This is a genomic window from Pseudomonas sp. S2_E02, from assembly GCF_054668355.1.
The window spans coordinates 6408400-6431371 of sequence record NZ_CP162761.1 but is presented as its reverse complement, the minus strand read 5'-3'; the positions used below and the strand labels follow the sequence as shown (position 1 = coordinate 6431371).

Sequence of the window (22972 nt, the reverse complement as noted above, 5' to 3'; positions counted from 1 at the left end):
TCAGTGACCTTCCTTGAGTGAACCGTCAACCTCGACCGTCAGCGCAAACATTGCGCCATGCCCGACCTCGACATTGAGCAGTTGTTCGCGTGGCAACCCTCGCGCTTGCGCCAACAGCAGACGCATCACGCCGCCATGACTGATCAGCAAAATCCGCTCACCGGCGTACGCAGTGTGCAGGCGCGCAACCGCTGCCAACACCCGAGCCGCAAACGCGCTGACCGGCTCACCTTGCGGTGGCGTAAAGGAATACGGATCAGCCCAGAACAGCCCCAAGGCCTCGGCGTCCGTTTCCATCAACGCCGCTGCGCTCTGCCCTTCCCATGCGCCGAAATGCAGCTCCTGCAGATTCTTGTCCAGCTGCACCGGAAGACTCAGCTGTTCGCCCAGTTCGGCGGCGAAGCGCGCACAACGCTGCAACGGCGAACTGACAATCCGCTGCCACGGCCCGCCTTCGACTACCGCCGCACGCATCTGCGCCCAACCCTGTTCGGTCAGCGCATCGTCGAGGCTGCCGCGCAAACCACCGCCGAGTTCAGTTTCACCATGACGCAACAGATCCAGTTGCAGCGTCATGCCGGACGATCCGCCACCGCCGCTTCGGCGAACGTCGCCATCTGCCCGTGCAGATCGCAGGCAAGACGCAACAGCGGCACCGCCAACGCGGCGCCACTGCCCTCACCCAGACGCAAACCGAGTTCCAGCAACGGCTCAGCTTTCAGCGTTTCCAGCACATGGCGATGGCCCGGCTCGGCGCCCCGGTGACCGAACAACAACCACTCGCGGCAGTCCGGATTCAAGCGCACCGCAACCAGCGCAGCGACCGTGCAGATAAAGCCGTCGACCAATACTGCAACGCCTTCTTGAGCCGCCGCCAGATACGCGCCGACCAGCGCCGCAATTTCAAAACCACCAAGATTGAACAGGGTCTGCAAGGCATCGCCAGGTTGCGCGACGTGCAACGCCAATGCGCGCTCGATCACTTGCGCTTTATGGCTGACACCTTCGGCATTCAGCCCGGTGCCGGGACCGGTCAGATGTGCCACCGGGCAATCGAGCAAGGCACAGGCCAAGGCGCTGGCGGCGGTGGTGTTGCCGATGCCCATTTCGCCACCGATGAACAACTGTGCGCCTGCGGCTTTCGCCCGCAGCAGACTGTCGCGACCGGCCTGCAACGCCAGCTCGCCTTGAGCCTGAGTCATCGCCGCGCCCCGCACGAAGTTGGCCGTGCCCGGGCCGATATTCAAGTGGCGCACACCCGCCAGGTTCAGCGCTGGATTCACCGTGCCCAGATCAACCACTTCCAGCTGCGCACCGAGCTGCCGCGCCAACACACTGATCGCCGCACCGCCGCTGACAAAGTTGAGCAGCATCTGCCCGGTGACTTCCTGAGGGAACGCCGAAACACCTTCAGCGACTACGCCGTGATCACCGGCAAAAATCGCGATCCACACTTGCGAGAGCGTCGGTTTGACCTGGCCTTGCAGACCGGCCAGTTGCACCGCGACCGATTCCAGACGCCCCAGCGAACCTGCCGGTTTGGTCAATTGCTGTTGCCGCGCCGTCGCTTGTTCAACGACGTTCAGATCGACCGGTTTGCAAGGGTTCAGCCACCAGGTTTGAGTCATAACGCAGGTCCTTTCAGAGTCAGGGGCAGGCCGGCGACGGTCAGGACAACACGCTGACAGCGCTCAGCCAGAGCTTGATGCAGCCAACCGGCTTCATCGACGTAGCGGCGAGTCAATTCGCCCAGCGGCACGACACCCATTCCGGTCTCGTTGCTGACAAAAATGATTTCCCCCGGCAGCAAGGCCAGGCAGTCGAGCAGGGCTTCGCGCTCAGCGGCGAGACGTTCGGCGTCATCGAGCATCAGCAGATTGGTCAGCCACAGGGTCAGGCAATCGACCAACAGGCAATGCTCGGCGCTGGCGGATTCGCGCAGGACGCGGGCCAATTCGAGCGGCTCTTCGATCAGCGCCCATTCGATGGGACGGCGCGCGCGGTGGTGGGCGACGCGGTCGCTCATCTCGCCATCGAGGGGCTGGCTGGTGGCGATATAGGTCACCGCCAGGCCGCTATCGCTGGCGAGTTTTTCGGCCAGACGACTTTTGCCGGAGCGGGCGCCGCCGAGGATCAGTTGGAGCATGGTTTTATCCACAGAATTATGGGTTGAGGCAACTGGCCCCTTCGCGAGCAAGCTCGCTCCCAAAGGGTTATGAGTTGTACTCAAAATGTATGGTTAACCGCATTCACTGTGGGAGCGAGCTTGCTCGCGAAGAGGCCAGCACAAGCACCTTAAATCCCACAGAGCTGACGCAACAAGCCGGTATCCAGATGCTTCTCCACCAGATCCGCCAAGCGCTCGATATCACGCTCGCGCAAGCCGTGATAATCCACCTGCTGCACATCGCTCAACCCGGCCCAGCGCAGCAACGCTGCACTCGCCGTCGGCGATTCAAACAAGCCATGTAGATACGTGCCAAACACCTGCCCATCAGCGCTCTGCGCACCGTCGCAACGGCCGTCTTCAAGATGCACCGCTGCGTTCTCCAGCGCCGCTCCCGTGGTCACGCCCGCATGAATTTCATAGCCACTGACTTCGGCATTTTCCAGCGCCAGCCGCCCACGCACATTGCGCAACTGCTTCTCGGCTTCAAGCGTGGTGTCGAACGCCAGCAAACCCAAACCGGCACTCGTACCCGGCGCACCTTCGAGGCCGAGCGGATCATGCACCTGCTCACCGAGCATCTGCAGACCACCGCAAATCCCCAGCACTTTGCCGCCGTAACGCAGATGCCGATTGATCGCGGTATCCCAGCCATTGGCACGCAAATAGGCCAGATCGCTGCGCACGCTTTTCGAGCCCGGCAGGATGATCAGATCGGCAGCAGGGATCGCCTGCCCCGGGCCGACGAATTGCAGATCAACCTGCGGATGCAAGCGCAACGGATCGAAGTCAGTGTGATTGCTGATGCGCGGCAGCACCGGCACCACCACTTTCAGCACTTGTTCGGCCTTGTCGGTCTGGCGCTGATCGATGCCGTCCTCGGCCTCCAGATGCAGATCCATCACGTAGGGCAACACGCCGACCACCGGTTTGCCGGTGCGCTGTTCCAGCCAGTCAAGGCCCGGTTGCAGCAAAGCGATGTCGCCGCGAAAACGGTTGATGATGAAACCTTTGATCCGTGCCTGTTCGCTCGGCGACAGCAGCTCAAGGGTGCCAACCAGATGGGCAAAAACCCCGCCGCGATTGATGTCGGCAATCAGCAACACCGGGCAATCCACCGCTTCGGCAAAACCCATGTTGGCGATATCACCGGCACGCAGATTGATCTCGGCCGGTGAGCCCGCGCCTTCGACCATCACCAGCGGATACGCGGCACTGAGTCGTTCATGCGAGGCCAGCACGGCTTGCATCGCGATGGCTTTGTAGTCGTGGTAGGCAACCGCGTTCATCGTGGTGACGGCACGACCATGGATGATCACTTGCGCGCCAGTGTCGCTGTTCGGCTTGAGCAGCACCGGGTTCATGTCAGTGTGCGGTTCGAGATGAGCAGCTTGCGCCTGCACCGCTTGCGCACGGCCAATCTCACCGCCATCAGCGGTCACGGCACTGTTGAGCGCCATGTTCTGCGGCTTGAATGGTACGACCGCCACGCCCTGACGAGTTGCCCAGCGGCACAACGCCGTCACCAGTGTGCTTTTGCCGGCGTCGGAAGTGGTGCCTTGCACCATCAGGGTGGTCATGGGTGGTCCTTGGTGAAGGCTATCAAAGCCTGTTCGAGGCGCGTCTCTTCAGTCGCATCGGCGGGCAGACCAAAACGCAGACTGCTGTTGTGGGTAAATATGCGCAGGAGGATGCCGCGACGGGCCATGAATGCGTGCAGCGTTTCGGCATGCTCGGTGATCAGCCACTGGAACAGCGCGCAACCGCCCTGGGGCTTGAAGCCGTAGCGCTCAAGCAGCGTTGCCAATCGTTCGCTGGCCTCATCGCTGCGAATGCGTTGGCGGGTGTGACCTTCGGTGTCTTGCAGGCACGCCTGGCCAAGCACTCGGGTTGGCCCGCTCACGGCCCAAGGCCCGACCTGTTCGGCGAGCAGTTTGAGCAACTTGCGTTCGGCCAGGACAAAGCCCAGACGCACCCCGGCCAGACCGAAAAACTTGCCGAACGAACGCAACACGATCAGCCCGACTTGATGCGCATGCGGGGCCAGGCTCAACTGCGGCGTGTTGTCCATGAAGGCTTCATCGACCACCAGCCAGCCACCGCGCCGGGCGAGCCGCGCGTGCCAGTCGAGCAATCGTGCCGGGGTCAGGCTCAAGCCGGTCGGATTGTTAGGGTTGACCACCACCAGCACGTCGAGGCTGTCGAGAAAGAATTCGACTTCCTGCTCCAGCACTTCGCGCACGATGTAACCACTGCGCCGCCACGCTTCGGCGTGTTCGGCATAACACGGCGACAACACGCCGACCTTGCCAGCGCGACGTAAACGCGGCAGCAACTGGATGGCCATCTGCGAACCGGCCACCGGCAGCACTTGCGCGGCACCGTAGTAATCGCACGCGGCTTGCTCCAGACCGTCATCGGTTTCCGGCAAGCGCGCCCAGGCGCGCAGCGGGATTTCCGGGATCGGAAATGGCCACGGCGCGAGGCCGCTGGACAGGTCGAGCCAGTCCGCCTCGGCAATGCCGTAATCGTGTGCAGCCTTGCGCAGCCGGCCACCGTGCTCAAGCATAGAATTCAGCCCCCACGCAGAGAATCAGCAGCCATAACCATACCCCGCGCTGGACCAATTGCCAGCCACGGTCGATGGAATCGGCATCCGCTGGAGCGCCTTCGCCGAGTTGCGGACGGTCGTGAAGTTCGCCGTGATAGATCGCCGGGCCGCCCAGCTCCACGCCCAAGGCACCGGCCCCGGCAGCCATCACCGGGCCAGCGTTGGGGCTGTCCCACTTCGGCGCCTGCGCGCGCCAGCACTTCAGCGCGAGTCGGGTTTTACCCAGCAGCGCGTAGGTTAATGCCACCAGACGCGCAGGAATGTAGTTCAACACGTCGTCGATTTTTGCCGCTGCCCAACCGAAACGCTCAAAGCGTTCGTTGCGATAGCCCCACATCGCATCGAGCGTGTTGCTCAAGCGATAGAGGACCACGCCCGGCGCACCCGCCACGACAAACCAGAACAGCGCGGCAAACACCGCATCGCTGCCGTTTTCCAGCACCGACTCGGTGGCGGCGCGGGCGACGGCGGTGCTGTCGAGTTCATCGGTCTGGCGGCTGACCAGATAGCCGACACGCTTGCGCGCCTCGTCCAGATCATCCGCGCGCAACGCGGCGGCGACCGGCGCGACATGTTCACCGAGGCTGCGCATGCCAAGGGCGCAATACAGCGCGAGAATCTCGACGACCCAGCCCACGTATGGCGCCCAGGAAAACGCCGTGGCGAGCAAGGTCAGCGGCAGCACCGCGATCACCCACGCAGTGACCCCATGGCTGCGCCAACCCCGGCCACCGGCGTTGAAGCGTTGCTCGATGCGCCCGGCGAAATTGCCGAACGCCACCAGCGGATGCCAGCGTTTCGGTTCACCCAACAGCGCATCCAGCGCCACTGCGGCGACACTCAACAACGCCACACTCATTGACTCACTCCCCAATAATTTTCGTACAGCAACTCATTGAGCGGCCGCGCCTGCGCCCACCCTTCGAGTACCAGCATCGGCGCCGGATAGAATTCCTTGACCGGGCCCAGGCATAAAACCGCCAGTGGCTTGGCACCCTCGGGCAGCTTCAGCAGATCCGCCAACGCTTGCGGTTCGAAAAGCGAGACCCAGCCCATGCCCAGGCCTTCGGCGCGCGAGGCCAGCCACAGATTCTGGATCGCGCAGGACAGCGAGGCCATGTCCATTTCCGGCAATGTACGGCGACCGAAAATGTGCTTTTCGCGATCATCCATCAACGCGGTGACCAGCACTTCGGCGCAATCATTGATGCCTTCGACCTTGAGCTTCATGAACTCGTCACTGCGCTCGCCGAGGGCTTCGGCTGTGCGGATGCGTTCTTCTTCCACCAGATTCTGGATCTGCCCGCGCAGGCTGCGGTCGCTGATGCGGATGAAACGCCAGGGCTGCATCAGGCCGACGCTTGGGGCCTGGTGGGCGGCTTCCAGTAGTCGGCGCAACAGCTCCGGTTCGACGCTGCCGCCGGTGAAGTGGCGCATGTCGCGGCGTTCGGCAATGGCTCTATAAACCGCTTCGCGCTCGGCTTCGGAGAATGTGTTGTCGGTCATGGCCCTTTCGCGAGCAAGCTCGCTCCCACATTGGACGGGATGCTTGCTCAAGAAACGCGATCCCCTGTGGGAGCGAGCTTGCTCGCGAAGGCGGCCTCACGGTCTGGCGCAAACAATGCGGCAATCGCACTCGGGTTCGACGGGAAATAGAAGTGCACATAAGAAGCCGTCATCCGCCCTTCCCGATAAACCGCCTCGGCACCGCGCCCACCATTCGGACTCAAACCCCGCGCAATCGGCGCCAGTTCGGTAGTCGTCAACGAATGATGATAAGTGTGCCCGCGCAACGAACCTTCCGGCAGATCCACCGCTTGCAACGCCAACGCCGCCAGACGCTTCTGCATCACCGCATCGCCCTTAAGCAGCCCGACCAATTCAGCGCGGGTGCCTTCAACGTCAGTCAACGAATCGAGCAGGTACAGCATCCCACCACACTCGGCGAGCAACGGCTTACCCGCCGCATGATGCGCGCGAATCGCCTCACACATCGCGGTGTTCTGCGACAACGCAACGTGGTGCAGTTCCGGATACCCACCGGGCAAATACAGGCTATCCGCTTCAGGCAATTGCGAGTCGCGGATCGGCGAGAAGAAACTCAACTCGGCGCCCATCGCCCGCAACAGATCGAGACTCGCGCCGTAGGTGAAAGCAAACGCTTCATCACGGGCGACGGCAATCCGCACATTCTTCAGCAACGGCTCGACAGCGATCACGTCCGGTGCGGCAAACTCCACCGCCGGTGGCAGCGCTACCTCGCAACTGCTGGCCAATGCGTCGGCGGCGGCGTCGAGACGCACATCCAGATCATTCAATTCACTGGCCTGGACCAGGCCGAGATGACGACTTGGCAGTTCGATACCGGTTTCGCGGGACAACGCACCGTACCAGCGCAGACCTTCGGTGAGGCTGCCTTCGAGCAATTGCGCATGGCGCAAGGTGCCAACGCGGTTGGCCAACACACCGGCAAACGGCAGATCTGGCTGATACTTGGCCAAGCCGAGCGCCAGCGCACCAAAGGTCTGCGCCATCGCCGTCCCATCAATCACCCCGAGCACCGGCACGCCGAAGTGCCGCGCCAGATCGGCGCTGGACGGCGTGCCGTCGAACAGGCCCATCACGCCTTCAATCAGAATCAGATCCGCCTCGGCGGCGGCTTCCCACAACAGACGACGACTTTCCTGCTCGCCGACCATCCACATGTCCAGTTGATACACCGGCGCACCGCTGGCGCGCTCGAGAATCATCGGATCGAGAAAGTCCGGCCCGCATTTGAACACGCGCACCTTGCGCCCCTGATTGCGATGCAAACGGGCGAGCGCGGCGGTGACGGTGGTCTTGCCCTGACCGGAGGCCGGCGCGGCGATGAGTACCGCCGGGCAGTGACGTGGTTGATTCAAAGTTCGACGCCTTTCTGCGCTTTGATGCCGGCCTGGAAGGCATGTTTGAGCATGCCCATTTCGGTGACCGTGTCGCCCATCTCAATCATTTCCGGCTTGGCCGCGCGACCGGTGACGATCACATGCTGCATCGGCGGACGCGCCTGCAGATCGCTGAGCACCTGATCGAGATCGAGGTAGCCGTGCTTGAGGGCGATGTTCAATTCGTCGAGCACCACCAGACCGATCGACGGATCACGCAGCAATTCGCGGGAGACCGCCCACGCGGCTTCGGCGGCGGCGATGTCACGCTGACGATCCTGGGTTTCCCAAGTGAAACCTTCGCCCATCACGTGGAAGCGCACTTGCTCGGGGAAGCGTCGGAAGAACAACTCCTCACCGGTGCTGTTACGGCCCTTGATGAACTGCACCACGCCGCACTGCATGCCGTGGCCCATGGCACGGGCGAGCATGCCGAACGCCGAGCTGCTTTTGCCTTTGCCGTTGCCGGTCAGCACCAGCACCAGGCCACACTCGTCAGGCGAGTTGGCGATGCGTTCGTCGATCACGGCTTTTTTGCGCTGCATACGCGCCAGATGGCGTTCGTCGCGCTCGGGGGAATCAGTCATGGGGGAGCTCTCCGTTGAGGCTGGATAACGGCGGGCAGGCACAAGAATAGACGGCAAAAAGCCTGGCATCGCCCACCGTGATGCCGCTGGATGGATCAGGCCGGTCTCCGGGCTCATGAGCGGCGCATGCCTGACTGCGCGCCTTCCCGCTTCTTTCGAGGCAGTGGCTCAAGGCGCAGTTTTCACTCATTTACCGTTGCGGGGGCAGCGCCGGGATCGTGGTGGTTCTTCGTGCGAAGACAACCCTCACCGGCTTCCCTGTTTCACTCTGTCGACGCAGGTCACAGAGCACCTGAAACAAGCCGCGAAGGTTAGAGGGTTGGGGGTGGAGCGTCAATTAAAGAGGCGGCCATCGGGCGAATAACTGCCGCCGATCACTTATCTGCCGCCAATCTTGTGCCACACTGATACAAATGATATCAAAGAGCCATGCTTTTCTCGAAAAGCCCACTACAACAATAAAGGATGATGACGATGCAAGGCATGATCATCAGCAACCCGCGCCTGGAATTCCTGCGCCCAGTGCTTGAACGCTGGTTTGACTGTATCGACCGCTACAACGCCGTGCGCGGCGACAGCGACACCCCTTACTGGCATGATGAGAAAGCCAATCTCGGATTGCTCTCGGCGGCGGCCTGGATGGCTGAGCTGGTCACTTTGAACGAGACTGCCACACGTAAACAGAACGAAGAAGGCGAGCGCAATGCCCGCGCCGATCTGTTTCTCGCCGGTGCCGAAGACCGCGCCTTTATCCAGGCCACTCAGCGCTGGCCAAAGGTCACCAACCTGAATCTGACTCAAGCTCTGCTGGACATCACCAACGACGCCAAGCGCATCAGTTATGCCAGCGACCTCAAGCTCGGCTGCCTGTTTGTCGCGCCGCAAAAAGCCCAGCACAGCGCCAGCCCCGAAGAGCTGCAAGACATGGTCGACGACCTGCAAAAGGAACACACCTGCGCGGTCGCCTGGTATTTCCCCTACGCCTACCGCAAATTGCGCAGCGAAGCCGGCAACTATCACCCGGGCATTGCCGTGCTGTTCAAGGAAGCCCGCGGCTGAGCAGTTGAACCATCGGGCTTGCGCCCTCCTCTATGATTAGGAATGCATTCATAGGGAAGATCAGCAATGCGCAAGCCCCAGCTCGTTTTTGTCATCGCCTTCGCCGGAGGACTCGCCGCCTGCGGTGAAACCTCCAGCCTGCAAGTCTCCGACGGCACCGGCCCGTCACCGAAATTGCCTGAACCAAACAAGACCCTGATTCCGACGGTGAACATCGCCCCGGCGATCGGCTGGCCCGCGGGCGGCAAACCGACCGCAGCGGCCGGTACTCAGGTGGCAGCCTTCGCTGAAGGCCTCGATCATCCGCGCTGGCTCTATGTGCTACCCAATGGCGATGTGCTGGTGGCGGAAACCAACGCCCCGCCGAAGCCTGATGACAGCAGCGGCATTCGTGGCTGGGTGATGAAAAAGGTCATGGGCAAGGCTGGCGCTGGCGTACCGAGTCCGAACCGCATCACCCTGCTGCGTGACGCCGATCATGATGGCGTCGCGGAAACACGCACGGTGTTTCTGCAGAACCTCAACTCGCCGTTCGGCATGACCCTGGTCGGCAATGATCTGTACGTCGCCGACACCGACCGCCTGCTGCGCTTTAACTACGAACCGGGCGCGACCGAGATCAAATCGCAGCCAATCAAGGTAGTCGATCTGCCGGGCGGCACGCTGAATCACCACTGGACCAAAAACGTCATCGCCAGCAAGGACGGCAGCAAGCTGTACGTCACTGTCGGATCGAACAGCAACGTCGGTGAAAATGGTCTGGATAAAGAAGAAGGCCGCGCAGCGATCTGGGAAGTCGATCGGGCGACCGGCAATCACCGCATCTTCGCCTCGGGCATCCGCAACCCCAATGGCCTGGCCTGGGAACCCACCAGTGGGGCGCTGTGGACAGCCGTCAACGAGCGTGACGAGATCGGCAGTGATCTGGTGCCGGACTACATCACTTCAGTGAAGGACGGTGGTTTCTATGGCTGGCCGTTCAGTTACTACGGTCAGCATGTCGATGTCCGCGTTACGCCGCAAAACCCCGATCTGGTGGCCAAAGCCATCGCCCCGGATTACGCGATCGGGCCGCACACTGCCTCGTTGGGCCTGAGTTTTGCCGACGGCAACAAATTGCCAGCGCAGTTCAAGGAAGGCGCATTCATCGGTCAGCACGGCTCGTGGAACCGCAAGCCGCACAGTGGCTACAAGGTGATTTTCGTGCCGTTTACCGGTGGCAAGCCAAGCGGCAAACCGGTGGATGTCCTGACCGGGTTCCTCGACAAGGACGAGAATGCTTTGGGTCGGCCGGTGGGCGTGGTGATCGACCAGCAAGGTGGCTTGCTGGTAGCGGATGATGTTGGCAACAAGGTATGGCGAGTGTCGGCCAGCAAATAGTTTTCGCCATGCACAAACAACTGTAGGAGTGAGCCTGCTCGCGATAGCGGTCGATCATTCAACATTGATGTTGAATGTGACACCGTCATCGCGAGCAGGCTCACTCCTACACATTAGATTTTGGGCAACTTGAATTACGGGTTATGCGCCAGATGCTCCGGCTGCAGCACCCGCTTGGCACTCAGATAAGCCTTCTGCCAATACGCCTTCGACAGGCTGTCCAGCTTCACCGTGCCGCCCGTGGCTGGCGCGTGCACAAAGCGCCCTTCGCCGACGTAAATCCCCGCGTGACTGACCTGCGAACCGCCATTGGTGGCGAAGAAGATCAGGTCGCCAGTCTGCAAGCCTTCCTTGCCGACGTTCGGCGCCTGCATGACGATCATTTCGCGCGTGGAACGTGGCAACGAAATCCCCGCCGCATCGCGGTAGACAAAACCGATCAGGCCACTGCAATCAAACCCCGAATCCGGCGTGTTACCGCCCCAGCGATAAGGCGTGCCGACCAGGCCAAGCGCGCGAAACAGCACGTCTTCAGCAGCCGGTGAAAAAGCTTGGGAGGGGCCGAATACGACCGGGGCGCGAACCACCGGCGCAGGTGGCGGCGTGCGACTGGCGCAGGCGCTGAGCAGCGCTATGCAGAGCATCAATGTGAGGCGGGCCGACATCGTCATAAGCAGAACATCCTGATCTGGCTGCGGCTTTTTCTGCCGATGGACAGAAAACAAAACCGCCTGCGTGAGCACGCAGGCGGTTTGCCATCAATATAGATACAGGATTCTAGCGGCTACGCGGCAAACTTCAAGTAAGACTTTAACTTCACCTTGTAAAGTCTAGGTCTACTCCGTTGCCGGGAGCCTGATTGTCGCCGCGAACGCAGCGACAACGGGGATTACTTGCGAGCGGTAACGACCGTCGGAGCGTTGGCCAATGCGCGTTTCGCTTCGATGAAAGTCTTGCTCCAGTAGCTGTCACCCAGGCTGTCGATGCGAACACCGCCGCTGCGACGACTGCTGGAGTGGATGAACTGGTTGTCACCGAGGTAGATCCCGGCGTGACTGACACGACCGCGACGACCGTTGGTGGCGAAGAACAGCAGATCGCCCGGCTCAAGGTTGCTGCGCGAGACCAGCGGCGCATCGACGTTGATCATTTCGCGGGTCGAGCGCGGCAGGTTCATGCCAGCTTCTTCGCGGAACAGATAGCCGATGAAACCGCTGCAATCGAAACCGGCTTCAGAGGTACCACCGAAACGGTAACGGGTACCGATCAGGGACATGCCGCGTTCAAGGATGCTGTCGGCCAGAACAGGAAGCTGATAAGGCTTCTTGCCATTGAATTCGTTGAGCTCTTTTTCGGTGTCCAGCTCTTCCTGGTAAATAACGGAAGACTGAGCCGTGGCAGAATTTTTAACCTGTTGAGGCTGCTCTTGAACTGGAGAATGAGCAGCGCAACCGTACAACAGGGTGACGAGTGCGAGAGGCACGAGGGGTGCGAAGCGCTTTAGCATGGGCACGACCGTGGCTGATAGTTGTAAAGAAGCCGAGACTATGCCCGCTATCAGCCTCATTTGCAAATTCAATCGATCTTTTTGTGACTTCTCGGTTTCTCGTTTACATCTAAGCGCTTAAGTCCATTTGAACCGATACGCGGCCTGCGCACCTCGCAGGAAAGCGGATTTTCTGGCGCCTGAAATATGCCGAAACACGCTGAAAGCCGCGCCGTTACCAGCCTAGCGTTTCTTTCAGGAAGGGAATGGTCAGCTTGCGTTGAGCCTGCAACGAGGCCTGATCGAGCTGTTCAAGCAAGTCAAACAGCGCACTCATGCTGCGAGTGCCGCGAGTCAAAATAAAATGCCCGACTTCGTCAGTCAGGTGCAGACCGCGACGCGACGCGCGCAATTGCAAGGCGCGCAATTTGTCTTCATCGGAGAGCGGACGCATCTGAAAAATCAGCGCCAGGGTCAGGCGGGATTTCAAGTCAGCCAGTTTGACCGGCAATTCACGCGGAGAGGTGGAGGCGGCAATCAGCAAGCGCCGACCGCTGTCACGCAGACGATTGAACAGATGAAACATCGCCTCTTCCCAGTCAGCCTTGCCGGCAATCACTTGCAAGTCGTCCAGGCAAACCAACTCGTACTGTTCAAGGTTGTCGAGGATTTCAACGCCGCGGTCCATCAACTCGGCCAACGGCAAATACACAGCCGGCTCACCCATCTGCTCGAAGCGCAAGCATGCGGCCTGCAACAGATGCGTCCGCCCTACGCCGTGTTTGCCCCACAGGTAGATCAGGCTTTCTGTCCAGCCGGCGTCGGCTTCGCATAGACGCTCGACATAGCCGAGTGCAGCGGCATTGGCGCCTGGGTAGTAGTTGATGAAGGTGGCGTCGTCACGCAGACGCACACCTAGGGGCAGCTGAATCGGTTTCATGCTGACTGAACAGTTCTCAAGGAACCGTTAGTGGCCTCTGTGTAAAGTTTGCGAAGTTTATACCCGTGAAGCTGAGCGCACAATGCGACAGAGTCCAAGCAAAATCAAAGGTTTGCGTTAACACGCTGGTTTTATGACAGATTCTTTGGCGCCAGCGCCTGCAGGACACGGACCAACCCGGCTAATCGCCGGGCCGCCCTGCACCGTTACAACTCCGGCTCGTCCACACCGCTATAGATCTCGGAATCCTTGTACAAGTCGTGCACATGGCGCACCAGCACCATGATCACCGCCGCCACCGGCAAGGCCAACAGCACACCGGTGAAACCGAACAGCTCGCCGCCAGCCAGAATCGCGAAGATCACCGCCACCGGGTGCAGACCAATACGATCACCCACCAGCAACGGGGTCAACACCATACCCTCAAGCGCCTGACCAACCATGAACACCGCGACGATCCCGACCATCGGGTACAGATCACCACCGAACTGGAACAACCCGGCAATCAGCGCTGCGCCAATGCCGATCACGAAGCCCATGTACGGCACGATCGCCGCCAGCCCCGCGATCAGGCCGATCAACAGCCCCAGTTCCAGACCGACAATCATCAGGCCTGCCGCATAAATCACACCCAGCGCCAGCATCACCAGCAACTGACCACGAACGAACGCGCCCAGCACCTCATGACATTCGCCAGCCAGCGCGACTACACGCTCTTCACGATCACGCGGCAACAGGCTGCGGATCTTGGCCATCATCACGTCCCAGTCGCGCAGCAGGTAGAAACTTACCACCGGGATCAGCACCAGATTGGCCAGCCAGCCGATCAGCGCCAGACTGGAGGCCGTTGCCTGACTCAGCACCACGCCGACAATGTCGGTGGTCTGACCCATGTGCTCGCTGATCGCGGCCTTGACCTTATCGAACTTCCAGAAACCGTCCGACAACCCCAGCTTCGACTGCGCCCACGGCACAGCTGTGTGCTGCAACCAGTCGAGCATCTGCGGTGCCAGTTCGTACAGACGCAGCAACTGCTTGGCGAGCATCGGCACCAGCACCAGCATCAGTGCGGTGACGATCAGCGTGAACAACGCAAACACCGCGATCACGCCCCAGGTTCGCGACAGCCCGAGTTTTTCCAGTCGATCCACCAACGGATCGAACAGATAAGCCAGTAGCAGCGCCACCAGAAACGGCGTGAGGATCGGGTGCAGCAACCACACAAACGCGCAAAGCAGGACTACCCCACCGAGCCAGAACCAACGCCGCGTATCGGCCATGTACCACTCCTGTTGCTTCTATATAAGGAAAGACTTACCAGCGAAACCGCAACGACGGTGCTGCCGGGGTCGGGGCTGGCGCCGCGACAGGTGCTGCACCACCAGCCACTGGCTGTGGCGCCGCCACTGGAACCGGGGCTTCGGCGGGCAACTCCTGCAACTTCGCCAGCGACAACTGCGCGCGCATTTGATCGGCGCTGCCATTGACCCGATAAACGATGCGATCACCATCAACACTTTGCAGACGCACGCCAAACGGCTCGAGTAACCGCAACAGCGCCGCGTAATGTTCAAGATTCATGCCTTGGACTTCCAGAGTCTGCTGACCCGAAGCGCCGGGCTTGGCCACAAATCGTGGCGCCAGACGTTCAGCCACCGCCAGCATCACCGCATCAGCGACAGCGGCCTGATCGGCACCCTGCACACTGCCCGCCTCTTTCTGGTCGCCCAGCCACAAGTGCCACTTGGCCTGCCATTGCCCGCCTTCTTCGCGGGCATGCACCGCCAGCAAGGCGTCAGCGTTGTAGCGCTCGGAGGCGCCGCGCAACGGTGCCGGATCGGTGCCTTCCAGCGCTGGCGCCGTGGCAACCAGTTGCTCGCTCAAGTCCGCCAACGGCAAACGCAATGGCAAGCCGCGATGCTGAGCGGCGGTACGCAACGGCGCGGCAGCGGCCTGACCATCACCGACCAGACTCGAACCTTCAGCCGAATCATTCAGCCACCAGCTCAGAATCGACGGCCGACTGGCGCCCCACAACGACAGGCCGGCCCGACGCAGCGCCTGCTCGGTGGTCGCCGGATCGAAATCGACCTTCAGCACCTCCGGCGGCCCGGCATCGAAACCGAACTGACTGATAATTTGCTGCGGATCCTTGCGAATCGCCGCCAGCCCCGGGTTTTGCGCAGCTTTCGGATCGCCCGTCAAACGCAGCACCAACGTGTCGAGCGCCGCCTGCGTGGCGCGATCACGTTCTTCCGGCGCCTGGCCATTGACCGGCTCACGCACTTGATAAAGGCCTTTGAGATTTTCGGCGTGACTCGCCAGGCTGAGCAGAGACAAACAACCCACAAACAACAATTTACAAAAACGCATGGAAAATTCCCGTCGACAGGAGCGGCTGGAACAGGCCGCGTGAACCGGTTAAGCAAGGCTGTGACAATCTGCCATCGCAAAACATTCACACGGTAGCGGTAAGTTTTTGCACAGTGATAACGATAGACGGTTAATCGCCACACCTTATACAGGCGTTCATACGGCTCAATTGCAAAAAATTTCCGCTGATATGGCCCTGCCCGTCGGTGCGAGGATGGCCGCTGCCCCTCAAGCCTGATAAAATCGCGCGCCTTCGCAGACCGGCAACAGCCGGGCACCTCGAAACTCGCGTGAGGCCATCGCCCCGTCGATTTCGAAGTTCCCGCTGAACTCGGTCGTTACCCCTGAATCCCCTCCCCTAAAGGCCTGGATCATGAGCAAGCAACCCTCCCTGAGCTACAAGGACGCCGGTGTAGACATCGACGCCGGTGAAGCATTGGTCGAACGCATCAAGAGCGTCGCCAAGCGCACTGCGCGCCCGGAAGTCATGGGCGGCCTGGGCGGTTTCGGCGCCCTCTGCGAAATCCCGGCCGGCTACAAGCAGCCAGTACTGGTTTCCGGCACCGACGGCGTCGGCACCAAGCTGCGTCTGGCGCTGAACCTGAACAAGCACGACAGCATCGGTATCGACCTGGTTGCCATGTGCGTCAACGACCTCGTCGTTTGCGGCGCTGAGCCACTGTTCTTCCTCGACTACTACGCCACCGGCAAATTGAATGTCGACACCGCTGCCCAGGTGGTAACCGGCATCGGCGCTGGCTGCGAACTGTCGGGTTGCTCGCTGGTTGGCGGCGAAACCGCTGAAATGCCAGGCATGTACGAAGGCGAAGACTACGACCTGGCCGGCTTCTGCGTCGGCGTCGTGGAAAAATCGGAAATCATCGACGGCTCGAAAGTCGCCACTGGTGATGCGCTGATCGCTCTGCCATCGTCCGGCCCGCACTCCAACGGCTACTCGCTGATCCGCAAGATCATCGAAGTCTCCGGTGCCGACATCGAAAACATCCAGCTCGACGGCAAACCGCTGACCGATCTGCTGATGGCCCCGACCCGCATCTACGTGAAGCCGCTGCTCAAGCTGATCAAAGACACCGGCGCCGTCAAAGCCATGGCCCACATCACCGGTGGCGGCCTGCTCGACAACATCCCGCGCGTACTGCCAAAAGGCGCTCAGGCGGTGGTTGACGTGGCTAGCTGGACTCGCCCTGCCGTGTTCGACTGGCTGCAGGAAAAAGGCAACGTTGACGAAACCGAGATGCACCGCGTACTGAACTGCGGCGTTGGCATGGTCATCTGCGTGGCTCAAGAGCACGTTGAAGTAGCCCTGAAAACCCTGCGTGACGCCGGCGAACAGCCTTGGGTCATCGGTCAGATCGCTGCTGCTGCCGAAGGCGCTGCCCAGGTTGATCTGCAGAACCTTAAGGCTCATTAATGTCCGCAACCTGTGATGTCGTGGTGCTGTTGTCCGGCACCGGCAGTAACTTGCAGGCTCTGATCGACAGCACGCGGACCGGCGACAGCCCGGTCCGCATCGCTGCAGTGATTTCCAATCGCGCCGATGCCTACGGCCTGCAACGCGCCAGTGCTGCGGGTATCGCCACCCGCGCGCTGGATCACAAGGCATTCGAAGGTCGCGAGGCCTTCGATGCTGCCCTGATCGAACTGATCGACGAATTCAAACCGAAACTTGTGGTGCTGGCCGGCTTCATGCGCATTCTCAGCGCTGATTTCGTTCGCCACTATCAGGGTCGCCTGCTCAACATCCACCCGTCGCTGCTGCCCAAATACAAAGGGTTACACACTCATCAGCGTGCGCTGGAGGCCGGTGACACTGAGCACGGTTGCTCCGTGCACTTCGTCACCGAGGAACTCGATGGCGGACCACTGGTCGTACAGGCAGTATTACCGGTAGAGTTGCACGACACGCCGCAGAGTCTGGCGCAGCGAGTCCACGTTCAGGAACACCTGATTTATCCGATGGCAGTGCGCTGGTTTGCAGAAGGCAGACTGGCACTCGGTGAACACGGTGCTTTACTGGACGGGCAGTTACTCGCGGCCAGCGGCCACTTGATTCGAAACTAGGAGATTTTATGCGTCGCGCCCTGCTCTTCGCTTGCGCTCTGCTCGCCCTGCCCTTCGCGCAGGCAGCGGACCTTCAACCGTTCTCCGCCAGCTACACCGCCGACTGGAAGCAGCTGCCCATGAGCGGCACCGCCGAGCGCAGTCTGGTCAAGGAAGCCAACGGCGTCTGGAAGCTCAGCTTCAAGGCTTCGATGATGATCGCCAGCCTGACTGAAGAAAGCACTCTGACCCTGGACAAGGACACCCTGCTGCCGCAGTCCTACCACTTTGAACGTGGTGGCTTGGGCAAAGCGAAAAAGGCTGATCTGGATTTTGACTGGAACAGCAAAATGGTCACCGGTACCGACCGTGGCGACGCGGTGAAGATTCCACTGAATCGCGGCATGGTCGACAAGTCCACTTACCAGTTGGCACTGCAACATGACGTAGCTGCCGGCAAGAAGACCATGAGCTATCAAGTGGTCGATGACGGTGAAGTCGATACCTATGACTTCCGCGTGCTGGGCTCGGAGAAAGTCGAGACCAAGGCTGGCAAGATCGATGCGATCAAGGTCGAGCGTGTGCGCGACCCGACACAAAGCAAGCGCACCACGGTCCTCTGGTTCGCCAAGGATTGGGATTACCTGCTGGTTCGCCTGCAACAGGTTGAAACCGACGGCAAGGAGTACAACATCATGCTCCAGGACGGCACCGTCAACGGCAAAGCCGTTAAAGGCAGCTGATCTGCCGTTACAGCAAAGAGCCTCGCGAAATGCGGGGCTTTTTTTTGCCTGCGTTCAACCCGATTTTTTGTATCACCTTCGCCCCCTCACCCCAGCCCTCTCCCGGGGGAGAGGGAGCCGACCGAGATGTCTGGCGCCATACATCGACCTGAAAGACCGAGTCGATTATGGATTAGATCAGGTCGGCGTAATTCTCTAATGTCCCACGGTCAGTCCCCTCTCCCTCTGGGAGAGGGCTAGGGTGAGGGCAGCCTCAGGTTCAACACACAATCAGACCGAAAACTTCGCCACCATGCTGTTCAAATCCACCGCCAACCGCGACAGCTCCTGACTCGCAGCGCTCGTTTGATTGGCCCCAGCCGATGTCTGCATCGCCAGATCACGAATATTCATCAGATTACGATCCACCTCCCGCGCCACCGCTGCCTGCTCCTCCGAGGCACTGGCGATCACCAGATTGCGCTCGTTGATCAGCGTGAATGCCGAGGCGATCTCTTCAAGTGCAGTCCCGGCAGCCTTGGCCAGCTCCAACGTCGAACGCGCACGTACATTGCTTTGCTGCATTGAACTGACCGCCGAATCGGTACCCTGCTGAATCCCGCCAATCATCTGCTCAATCTCTTGAGTCGACTGCTGGGTGCGATGCGCCAAGGCCCGCACCTCGTCCGCCACCACAGCAAACCCACGCCCGGCATCACCGGCCCGCGCCGCCTCGATCGCAGCGTTCAGCGCCAGCAAATTGGTCTGCTCGGCAATCGAACGGATCACGTCCAGCACTTTGCTGATGCTATAGACCTTCTGCGCCAGATCTTCTACTTGGCTGGCATTGGCCGTCACATCATCGGCAAGCGATTCGATGGACAACACCGTTTGATGCACCTGTTCACGACCATGCTGGGCAATACGATCGGATTCCCGCGACGCTTCTGACGTTGCCACGGCATTGCTGGCAACCTCCTCCACTGCAGCAGTCATCTGATTGACCGCCGTGGCCGCCTGTTCAATTTCCAGGCTCTGCTGGTGCAAACCGCGCGTAGCGTCTTCCGTGACGCAACTCAGCTCCTCTGACGCCGAGGCCAATTGGCTGGAGGACTCCGAGATCTGCCGAATCGTCTCGCGCAAGTTGTGCTGCATGCTCTTGAGCGCCTGCAACAGCCGCGCCGGCTCGTCCTTGCCGCTGATGTTGATGTCGCCGGTCAGATCGCCACCCGCCACCACCTCGGCCACGCCCAACGACTGCGCCAGCGGCAACACGATGCTGCGGGTCAGCAACAGGGCCAGGCCGATGGTGATCAGCGTGGTCACGCCAATCATCACCCCGACCCACACCCGCGAATTCATGAACACCAACCGCGCAGCTTCAGTGGCGAGATTGGCATTGTGTTTATTCAGCTCAACCAGTTCGCGCAAAAGCACTGCGATTTCGTCGGCCAAAGGACTCATCTGACCGTTGAGAATGGTCGCAGCCTCCGCGACCCGATTCTGCGCAGACAACTGCATGACCTGTGCCTGAAACTCAAGATACTGGTGTTCGGCAACCTTGAAGCGATCGAACAGCTTGCGCTCCTCGGGCAACACGATCAGCACGTCATAACGCTGCTGCGCCTCACTGAGCACACCGCGCAATTCATTGAGTTTGGCAACGTTCTGTTCGAGCGCCTGCGGATCACGATTGAGCAACAGACGCATGGTCAACGCTCGCAGGCGCAGCATGTCCTGACTCATCTCGCCGACCGCCATCACGCTCGGCAACCAATTGTTATCGACCTCGTCGGACTGCGCGCGCATGTTCGACATTTGCAGCAAAGCGAACGCGCCAAGAGCAAACACCATCAGCGCCAACAAGCCAAAACCGAGGCCGGCGCGCGGGGCAATATTGAGACTACGGATACTCATTGCTCTGGTTCCTTCCAAAAGCGCTGCATCAACCCTGCAGCTGGTTGCTTAAGAAGGTATCGGCCCGGCGAAAATTTGCGTAAGACGAAAAGGCGATATCAAAAGGCCTTGATCCTTCGAACCGTTGGCATTAACGATTCAGCGTGCTTTTGCCGGACTTGAGCACCGTTCGCGGCAAGATTGCCAGGAAGTTATCCCGAGCGACTTTTTGCGCAACGTCTTCCGGCAGCGCATCAAGGAACGGTTTGAAACTTCGCATTTCTTCACCGAGCTTATTGAAACGCCCGACCACGTCAGAGCCGAGCATGAAACGTTCCGGATATTTCCTGACCAGCGCCAGCCACTCCACGCGCGGCGTGCCCTGTTCGTCCAGCAGGTACGGCGTGAGCATGCTCCAGGACAAGTCGATAAACAGGTTGGGATACGCCTCGAGCATGCGCGTCAGCGTGGGCAGCAAGAACTTCAGTTGTGTCTGATGCCGATGAATTTCTGCACTCGTGCCGGCGTGCGCCCAAATGAATCGCGTGTGCGGGTGATTACGCAGCGGCTCTTCGATTTCCTTCAGGTACAGCGGATTTTTCTCACGCTTGGAAGTGATGTTGGAATGCAGCATTACCGGCAGATCGTTCTCGGCGGCCAGATGATAGATCTTGGTCATCGCTTCATTGTTGGCCCGCGGCGTGTCGCCGGAGGTCAGCGCCGTGAGATCGTCATGCCGGGTAAACACTTCGCCGATGCCCTGCCAAAGCCCTGGGTAAAGGTCGAGCATGCGCTGGATATGTGCGGCGGAGTTCTTGTCGTTGGGGTTGAAGCCGGACAGGAACGGATGAAAGTACGGGCGCTGCTCGGCACTGAGTTTTTGCACGGCATCAGCAACGATCACATCGGTTGCGCTGTACCAGTAGGCGTCAGCGTCGTCACCCGCGTAATAGCGCGGACGCTTGGGTTCGTCTTCGTGCCATTTCTTCGCCACCGGAATACCGGAAATCATCACATGCTCGATGGAATTGTCCTGCATGGCTGTCAGCAATTTCGCCATGCCCGCGCTTTCCTGGAAAAAATCAACGTAATGCAGGTGCGCATCGCTGTAGGTGTAATCGCGGGCGCTGGCGCTGCCGGCAACCAGAAGAAGACAGGCAAGACTCAGACGATACAGGGACACAAGTAATCTCCGGGAAGTAGGCATAGCCTAGACCCCGCCCTGACGACAAGGGTTCATCCCGCAGGAAAGTGGAACGCGTACCGGTGGGAATGCTCTATAACTGCAAGGTCTTTTTTGATCGAACGACTTTTCCTACTGCCAGTGAGGTTCCCATGACCGTTACCGTCAATACCGTCTCCGCTGAAGGTTTTCGTCACACCGTACAGATTGATGACCACGAACTGTTTGCCGACGTGCCGAAATCCGCCGGCGGCGAAGGCACGGCGCCTGAGCCGCACGACTACTTCGATGCGGCCCTCGGCGCCTGCAAAGCGTTGACTCTAAAGATGTACGCGAAGAAAAAAGACATCCCGCTGACCGGTGTCGGAGTCGAGGTCAAACGCGACAACAGTGAAGAGCAGAAAGGCAAATACGCCCTGCACGTAACCCTCACCCTCAAAGGCGTACTCACCGACGCCCAGCGTGAAGAACTGCTGCGCGTCGCCGATCGCTGCCCGATTCACAAACTGATGACCACCAGCGACGTGACGATCGAGACCCACGCCCCGCAAGGCTTCGATAGCCAGTAACCCTCCTGATGCCAGCGGCGGGTTATGCTTCTGGCATCACCCGCTCAGTCTGGAATGCACCATGGACACGCAACCTCTGATCATCCGCCCGCGCGCCGAAGACGTCGAAGGCCAGCCGATTCTGCGTCCGCTGCCGTCAGCCAAATGCCGCAGTGTCGGGCCATTCGTGTTTTTTGATCACATGCTCCAGACGGTTTATCCGACGGGCAAAGGCATGAACATCCGACAGCATCCGCACATCGGTCTGTCGACGCTTACGTATCTGTTCGAAGGTCAGATCCAGCACAAGGACAGCCTTGGCTCCGATCAGGTGGTCGGCGCTGGCGATGTCAGCTGGATGACCGCTGGCAGCGCGATTGCTCACGTTGAACGCACGCCGGAGCCGTTGTGGGAGCAGAGCTTCACGATGCACGGTTTGCAAATCTGGCTGGCCTCGCCCAAGGAGCACGAGCAAGGTCCCGGGCATTACAGCCATCACCCGGCGGCGACCTTGCCGGTCAGCGACAACCTGGGTGTACAGATCCGCATGATTGCCGGGTCAGGCTTTTGCCTGGAATCGCCGGTGCCGGTGCTTTCTCCTACGTTGTATGCGGAAGTGCAGATGCGAACGGCGACCACTTTGCTGATTCCGACCGAGCATCAAGAGCGGGCGGTTTATGTGTTGAGTGGCGATGCGCAACTGAACGGTGAAGCGCTTGAACCGCATGCGCTGGCGGTATTGCCGGCCGGGGAAGAGATAAGTCTGTTTGCCGAAAGTGATGTGCACGCGGTGGTTTTTGGCGGCGCGCCGTTGGATGGGCCTCGGCGGATCAACTGGAATTTTGTCGCGAGCGATCCGGCGGCGATTGATGAGGCGCGGCGCAAATGGGCGACCGGGGACTGGCCGACGGTGCCGGGGGAAGTTGAGCGGATCGAGTTGCCGCGCTGAAAAGCACCCTCACCCCAGCCCTCTCCCTTAGGGAGAGGGAGCCGACCGAAATGTCTTGCGTCATACATCGACCTGAAAAATCTTGG

General features: G+C 60.3%; 23 protein-coding genes and 1 riboswitch. Of the genes, 7 read left to right on the top strand and 16 right to left on the bottom strand.

Features of this window, described 5'->3' with window-relative positions:
- From cobC to cobO, 9 genes are all read right to left on the bottom strand, one after another.
- A complete protein-coding gene (gene cobC, locus AB4O01_RS28920; RefSeq protein ID WP_460090224.1) occupies positions 1-576 on the bottom strand; it encodes an alpha-ribazole phosphatase family protein in 576 nt (191 codons plus the stop codon).
- Positions 573-1628 carry a nicotinate-nucleotide--dimethylbenzimidazole phosphoribosyltransferase gene (cobT, locus tag AB4O01_RS28915; protein ID WP_460090223.1) on the bottom strand — a complete coding sequence of 352 codons (1056 nt, stop codon included), beginning with the start codon at positions 1626-1628 and terminating at the stop codon, positions 573-575. Before cobT ends, cobC begins: the two co-directional genes overlap by 4 nt.
- The gene (gene cobU, locus AB4O01_RS28910; RefSeq protein ID WP_460090222.1) at positions 1625-2146 is read right to left on the bottom strand and encodes a bifunctional adenosylcobinamide kinase/adenosylcobinamide-phosphate guanylyltransferase; all 522 of its coding nucleotides are present in this window, start codon (positions 2144-2146) and stop codon (positions 1625-1627) included. The genes cobT and cobU overlap by 4 nt, the downstream gene beginning before the upstream one ends.
- Positions 2147-2295: 149 nt before the next feature.
- Complete coding sequence (locus AB4O01_RS28905; RefSeq protein ID WP_460090220.1) at positions 2296-3747, bottom strand: cobyric acid synthase; 1452 nt, start codon at positions 3745-3747, stop codon at positions 2296-2298.
- Positions 3744-4736, bottom strand: coding sequence for a threonine-phosphate decarboxylase CobD (gene cobD / locus AB4O01_RS28900; RefSeq protein ID WP_194934467.1), 993 nt, complete (start codon positions 4734-4736; stop codon positions 3744-3746). Before cobD ends, AB4O01_RS28905 begins: the two co-directional genes overlap by 4 nt.
- On the bottom strand, positions 4729-5637 hold the full coding sequence (gene cbiB, locus AB4O01_RS28895; RefSeq protein WP_093440029.1) for an adenosylcobinamide-phosphate synthase CbiB: 909 nt from the start codon (positions 5635-5637) through the stop codon (positions 4729-4731). Before cbiB ends, cobD begins: the two co-directional genes overlap by 8 nt.
- Positions 5634-6284, bottom strand: a complete 651-nt coding sequence (bluB, locus tag AB4O01_RS28890; protein ID WP_460090217.1) for a 5,6-dimethylbenzimidazole synthase — start codon at positions 6282-6284, stop codon at positions 5634-5636. The genes cbiB and bluB overlap by 4 nt, the downstream gene beginning before the upstream one ends.
- 47 nt (positions 6285-6331) lie before the next feature.
- Positions 6332-7681 (bottom strand): cobyrinate a,c-diamide synthase, encoded by a 1350-nt coding sequence (locus tag AB4O01_RS28885; protein WP_460090215.1) that lies wholly within the window; start codon positions 7679-7681, stop codon positions 6332-6334.
- Entirely contained in the window at positions 7678-8289 is a 612-nt protein-coding gene (gene cobO / locus AB4O01_RS28880) for a cob(I)yrinic acid a,c-diamide adenosyltransferase (RefSeq protein WP_003223053.1), read from the bottom strand. Before cobO ends, AB4O01_RS28885 begins: the two co-directional genes overlap by 4 nt.
- Before the next feature lie 81 nt (positions 8290-8370).
- Positions 8371-8600: riboswitch (cobalamin riboswitch) on the bottom strand.
- A 163-nt stretch (positions 8601-8763) separates the two neighbouring features.
- On the opposite strand from cobO, the gene AB4O01_RS28875 reads away from it, so the two are divergent.
- The gene (locus AB4O01_RS28875) at positions 8764-9348 is read left to right on the top strand and encodes a hypothetical protein (RefSeq protein ID WP_122597294.1); all 585 of its coding nucleotides are present in this window, start codon (positions 8764-8766) and stop codon (positions 9346-9348) included.
- Between the two features lie 66 nt (positions 9349-9414).
- A complete protein-coding gene (locus AB4O01_RS28870) occupies positions 9415-10728 on the top strand; it encodes a PQQ-dependent sugar dehydrogenase (RefSeq protein WP_175554965.1) in 1314 nt (437 codons plus the stop codon).
- A gap of 134 nt (positions 10729-10862) precedes the next feature.
- Here the strand turns inward: AB4O01_RS28870 and AB4O01_RS28865 are convergent, their stop codons facing one another.
- The 5 genes from AB4O01_RS28865 to AB4O01_RS28845 all read right to left on the bottom strand — a co-directional run bounded on the left by AB4O01_RS28865 (position 10863) and on the right by AB4O01_RS28845 (position 15527).
- Complete coding sequence (locus AB4O01_RS28865; protein ID WP_016987857.1) at positions 10863-11399, bottom strand: C40 family peptidase; 537 nt, start codon at positions 11397-11399, stop codon at positions 10863-10865.
- Between the two features lie 218 nt (positions 11400-11617).
- Positions 11618-12235, bottom strand: coding sequence for a C40 family peptidase (locus AB4O01_RS28860; protein WP_007919826.1), 618 nt, complete (start codon positions 12233-12235; stop codon positions 11618-11620).
- Between the two features lie 214 nt (positions 12236-12449).
- The gene (gene hda, locus AB4O01_RS28855; protein WP_007919828.1) at positions 12450-13154 is read right to left on the bottom strand and encodes a DnaA regulatory inactivator Hda; all 705 of its coding nucleotides are present in this window, start codon (positions 13152-13154) and stop codon (positions 12450-12452) included.
- Between the two features lie 206 nt (positions 13155-13360).
- Complete coding sequence (locus tag AB4O01_RS28850) at positions 13361-14434, bottom strand: AI-2E family transporter (protein WP_093440003.1); 1074 nt, start codon at positions 14432-14434, stop codon at positions 13361-13363.
- Between the two features lie 34 nt (positions 14435-14468).
- On the bottom strand, positions 14469-15527 hold the full coding sequence (locus AB4O01_RS28845; protein WP_414926774.1) for a DUF2066 domain-containing protein: 1059 nt from the start codon (positions 15525-15527) through the stop codon (positions 14469-14471).
- Positions 15528-15900: 373 nt separating this feature from the next.
- On the opposite strand from AB4O01_RS28845, the gene purM reads away from it, so the two are divergent.
- From purM to AB4O01_RS28830, 3 genes are read left to right on the top strand one after another with little or no spacing between them, the layout of a single operon-like run.
- Entirely contained in the window at positions 15901-16959 is a 1059-nt protein-coding gene (purM, locus tag AB4O01_RS28840) for a phosphoribosylformylglycinamidine cyclo-ligase (protein ID WP_099758397.1), read from the top strand.
- Positions 16959-17609, top strand: coding sequence for a phosphoribosylglycinamide formyltransferase (gene purN / locus AB4O01_RS28835; RefSeq protein WP_093439988.1), 651 nt, complete (start codon positions 16959-16961; stop codon positions 17607-17609). Before purM ends, purN begins: the two co-directional genes overlap by 1 nt.
- Before the next feature lie 8 nt (positions 17610-17617).
- Entirely contained in the window at positions 17618-18331 is a 714-nt protein-coding gene (locus AB4O01_RS28830) for a DUF3108 domain-containing protein (protein ID WP_093439984.1), read from the top strand.
- 270 nt (positions 18332-18601) lie between these two features.
- On the opposite strand, the gene AB4O01_RS28825 is transcribed toward AB4O01_RS28830, so the two are convergent.
- Together AB4O01_RS28825 and AB4O01_RS28820 are read right to left on the bottom strand one after the other, a co-directional pair.
- Positions 18602-20227, bottom strand: a complete 1626-nt coding sequence (locus tag AB4O01_RS28825) for a methyl-accepting chemotaxis protein (RefSeq protein ID WP_460090212.1) — start codon at positions 20225-20227, stop codon at positions 18602-18604.
- Between the two features lie 130 nt (positions 20228-20357).
- The gene (locus AB4O01_RS28820) at positions 20358-21413 is read right to left on the bottom strand and encodes an amidohydrolase family protein (RefSeq protein WP_099758395.1); all 1056 of its coding nucleotides are present in this window, start codon (positions 21411-21413) and stop codon (positions 20358-20360) included.
- Between the two features lie 128 nt (positions 21414-21541).
- On the opposite strand from AB4O01_RS28820, the gene AB4O01_RS28815 reads away from it, so the two are divergent.
- Complete coding sequence (locus AB4O01_RS28815; RefSeq protein ID WP_320337236.1) at positions 21542-21958, top strand: OsmC family protein; 417 nt, start codon at positions 21542-21544, stop codon at positions 21956-21958.
- A gap of 61 nt (positions 21959-22019) precedes the next feature.
- Entirely contained in the window at positions 22020-22886 is an 867-nt protein-coding gene (locus AB4O01_RS28810; RefSeq protein WP_460090211.1) for a pirin family protein, read from the top strand.
- Positions 22887-22972: the final 86 nt, after the last annotated feature.

What these genes read in the sequence shown, in the direction of transcription:
- AB4O01_RS28875 (WP_122597294.1), top strand. Translation starts at nt 8,764, where the DNA reads ATGCAAGGCATGATCATCAGCAACCCGCGCCTGGAATTCCTGCGCCCA.
- cobD (WP_194934467.1), bottom strand. Translation starts at nt 4,736, where the DNA reads ATGCTTGAGCACGGTGGCCGGCTGCGCAAGGCTGCACACGATTACGGC.
- AB4O01_RS28860 (WP_007919826.1), bottom strand. Translation starts at nt 12,235, where the DNA reads ATGCTAAAGCGCTTCGCACCCCTCGTGCCTCTCGCACTCGTCACCCTG.
- AB4O01_RS28845 (WP_414926774.1), bottom strand. Translation starts at nt 15,527, where the DNA reads ATGCGTTTTTGTAAATTGTTGTTTGTGGGTTGTTTGTCTCTGCTCAGC.
- AB4O01_RS28870 (WP_175554965.1), top strand. Translation starts at nt 9,415, where the DNA reads ATGCGCAAGCCCCAGCTCGTTTTTGTCATCGCCTTCGCCGGAGGACTC.
- AB4O01_RS28825 (WP_460090212.1), bottom strand. Translation starts at nt 20,227, where the DNA reads ATGAGTATCCGTAGTCTCAATATTGCCCCGCGCGCCGGCCTCGGTTTT.
- hda (WP_007919828.1), bottom strand. Translation starts at nt 13,154, where the DNA reads ATGAAACCGATTCAGCTGCCCCTAGGTGTGCGTCTGCGTGACGACGCC.
- cobT (WP_460090223.1), bottom strand. Translation starts at nt 1,628, where the DNA reads ATGACTCAAACCTGGTGGCTGAACCCTTGCAAACCGGTCGATCTGAAC.
- AB4O01_RS28865 (WP_016987857.1), bottom strand. Translation starts at nt 11,399, where the DNA reads ATGACGATGTCGGCCCGCCTCACATTGATGCTCTGCATAGCGCTGCTC.
- AB4O01_RS28820 (WP_099758395.1), bottom strand. Translation starts at nt 21,413, where the DNA reads ATGCCTACTTCCCGGAGATTACTTGTGTCCCTGTATCGTCTGAGTCTT.
- cobU (WP_460090222.1), bottom strand. Translation starts at nt 2,146, where the DNA reads ATGCTCCAACTGATCCTCGGCGGCGCCCGCTCCGGCAAAAGTCGTCTG.
- AB4O01_RS28815 (WP_320337236.1), top strand. Translation starts at nt 21,542, where the DNA reads ATGACCGTTACCGTCAATACCGTCTCCGCTGAAGGTTTTCGTCACACC.
- AB4O01_RS28850 (WP_093440003.1), bottom strand. Translation starts at nt 14,434, where the DNA reads ATGGCCGATACGCGGCGTTGGTTCTGGCTCGGTGGGGTAGTCCTGCTT.
- AB4O01_RS28905 (WP_460090220.1), bottom strand. Translation starts at nt 3,747, where the DNA reads ATGACCACCCTGATGGTGCAAGGCACCACTTCCGACGCCGGCAAAAGC.
- cbiB (WP_093440029.1), bottom strand. Translation starts at nt 5,637, where the DNA reads ATGAGTGTGGCGTTGTTGAGTGTCGCCGCAGTGGCGCTGGATGCGCTG.
- AB4O01_RS28810 (WP_460090211.1), top strand. Translation starts at nt 22,020, where the DNA reads ATGGACACGCAACCTCTGATCATCCGCCCGCGCGCCGAAGACGTCGAA.
- purM (WP_099758397.1), top strand. Translation starts at nt 15,901, where the DNA reads ATGAGCAAGCAACCCTCCCTGAGCTACAAGGACGCCGGTGTAGACATC.
- bluB (WP_460090217.1), bottom strand. Translation starts at nt 6,284, where the DNA reads ATGACCGACAACACATTCTCCGAAGCCGAGCGCGAAGCGGTTTATAGA.
- purN (WP_093439988.1), top strand. Translation starts at nt 16,959, where the DNA reads ATGTCCGCAACCTGTGATGTCGTGGTGCTGTTGTCCGGCACCGGCAGT.
- AB4O01_RS28830 (WP_093439984.1), top strand. Translation starts at nt 17,618, where the DNA reads ATGCGTCGCGCCCTGCTCTTCGCTTGCGCTCTGCTCGCCCTGCCCTTC.
- cobC (WP_460090224.1), bottom strand. Translation starts at nt 576, where the DNA reads ATGACGCTGCAACTGGATCTGTTGCGTCATGGTGAAACTGAACTCGGC.
- cobO (WP_003223053.1), bottom strand. Translation starts at nt 8,289, where the DNA reads ATGACTGATTCCCCCGAGCGCGACGAACGCCATCTGGCGCGTATGCAG.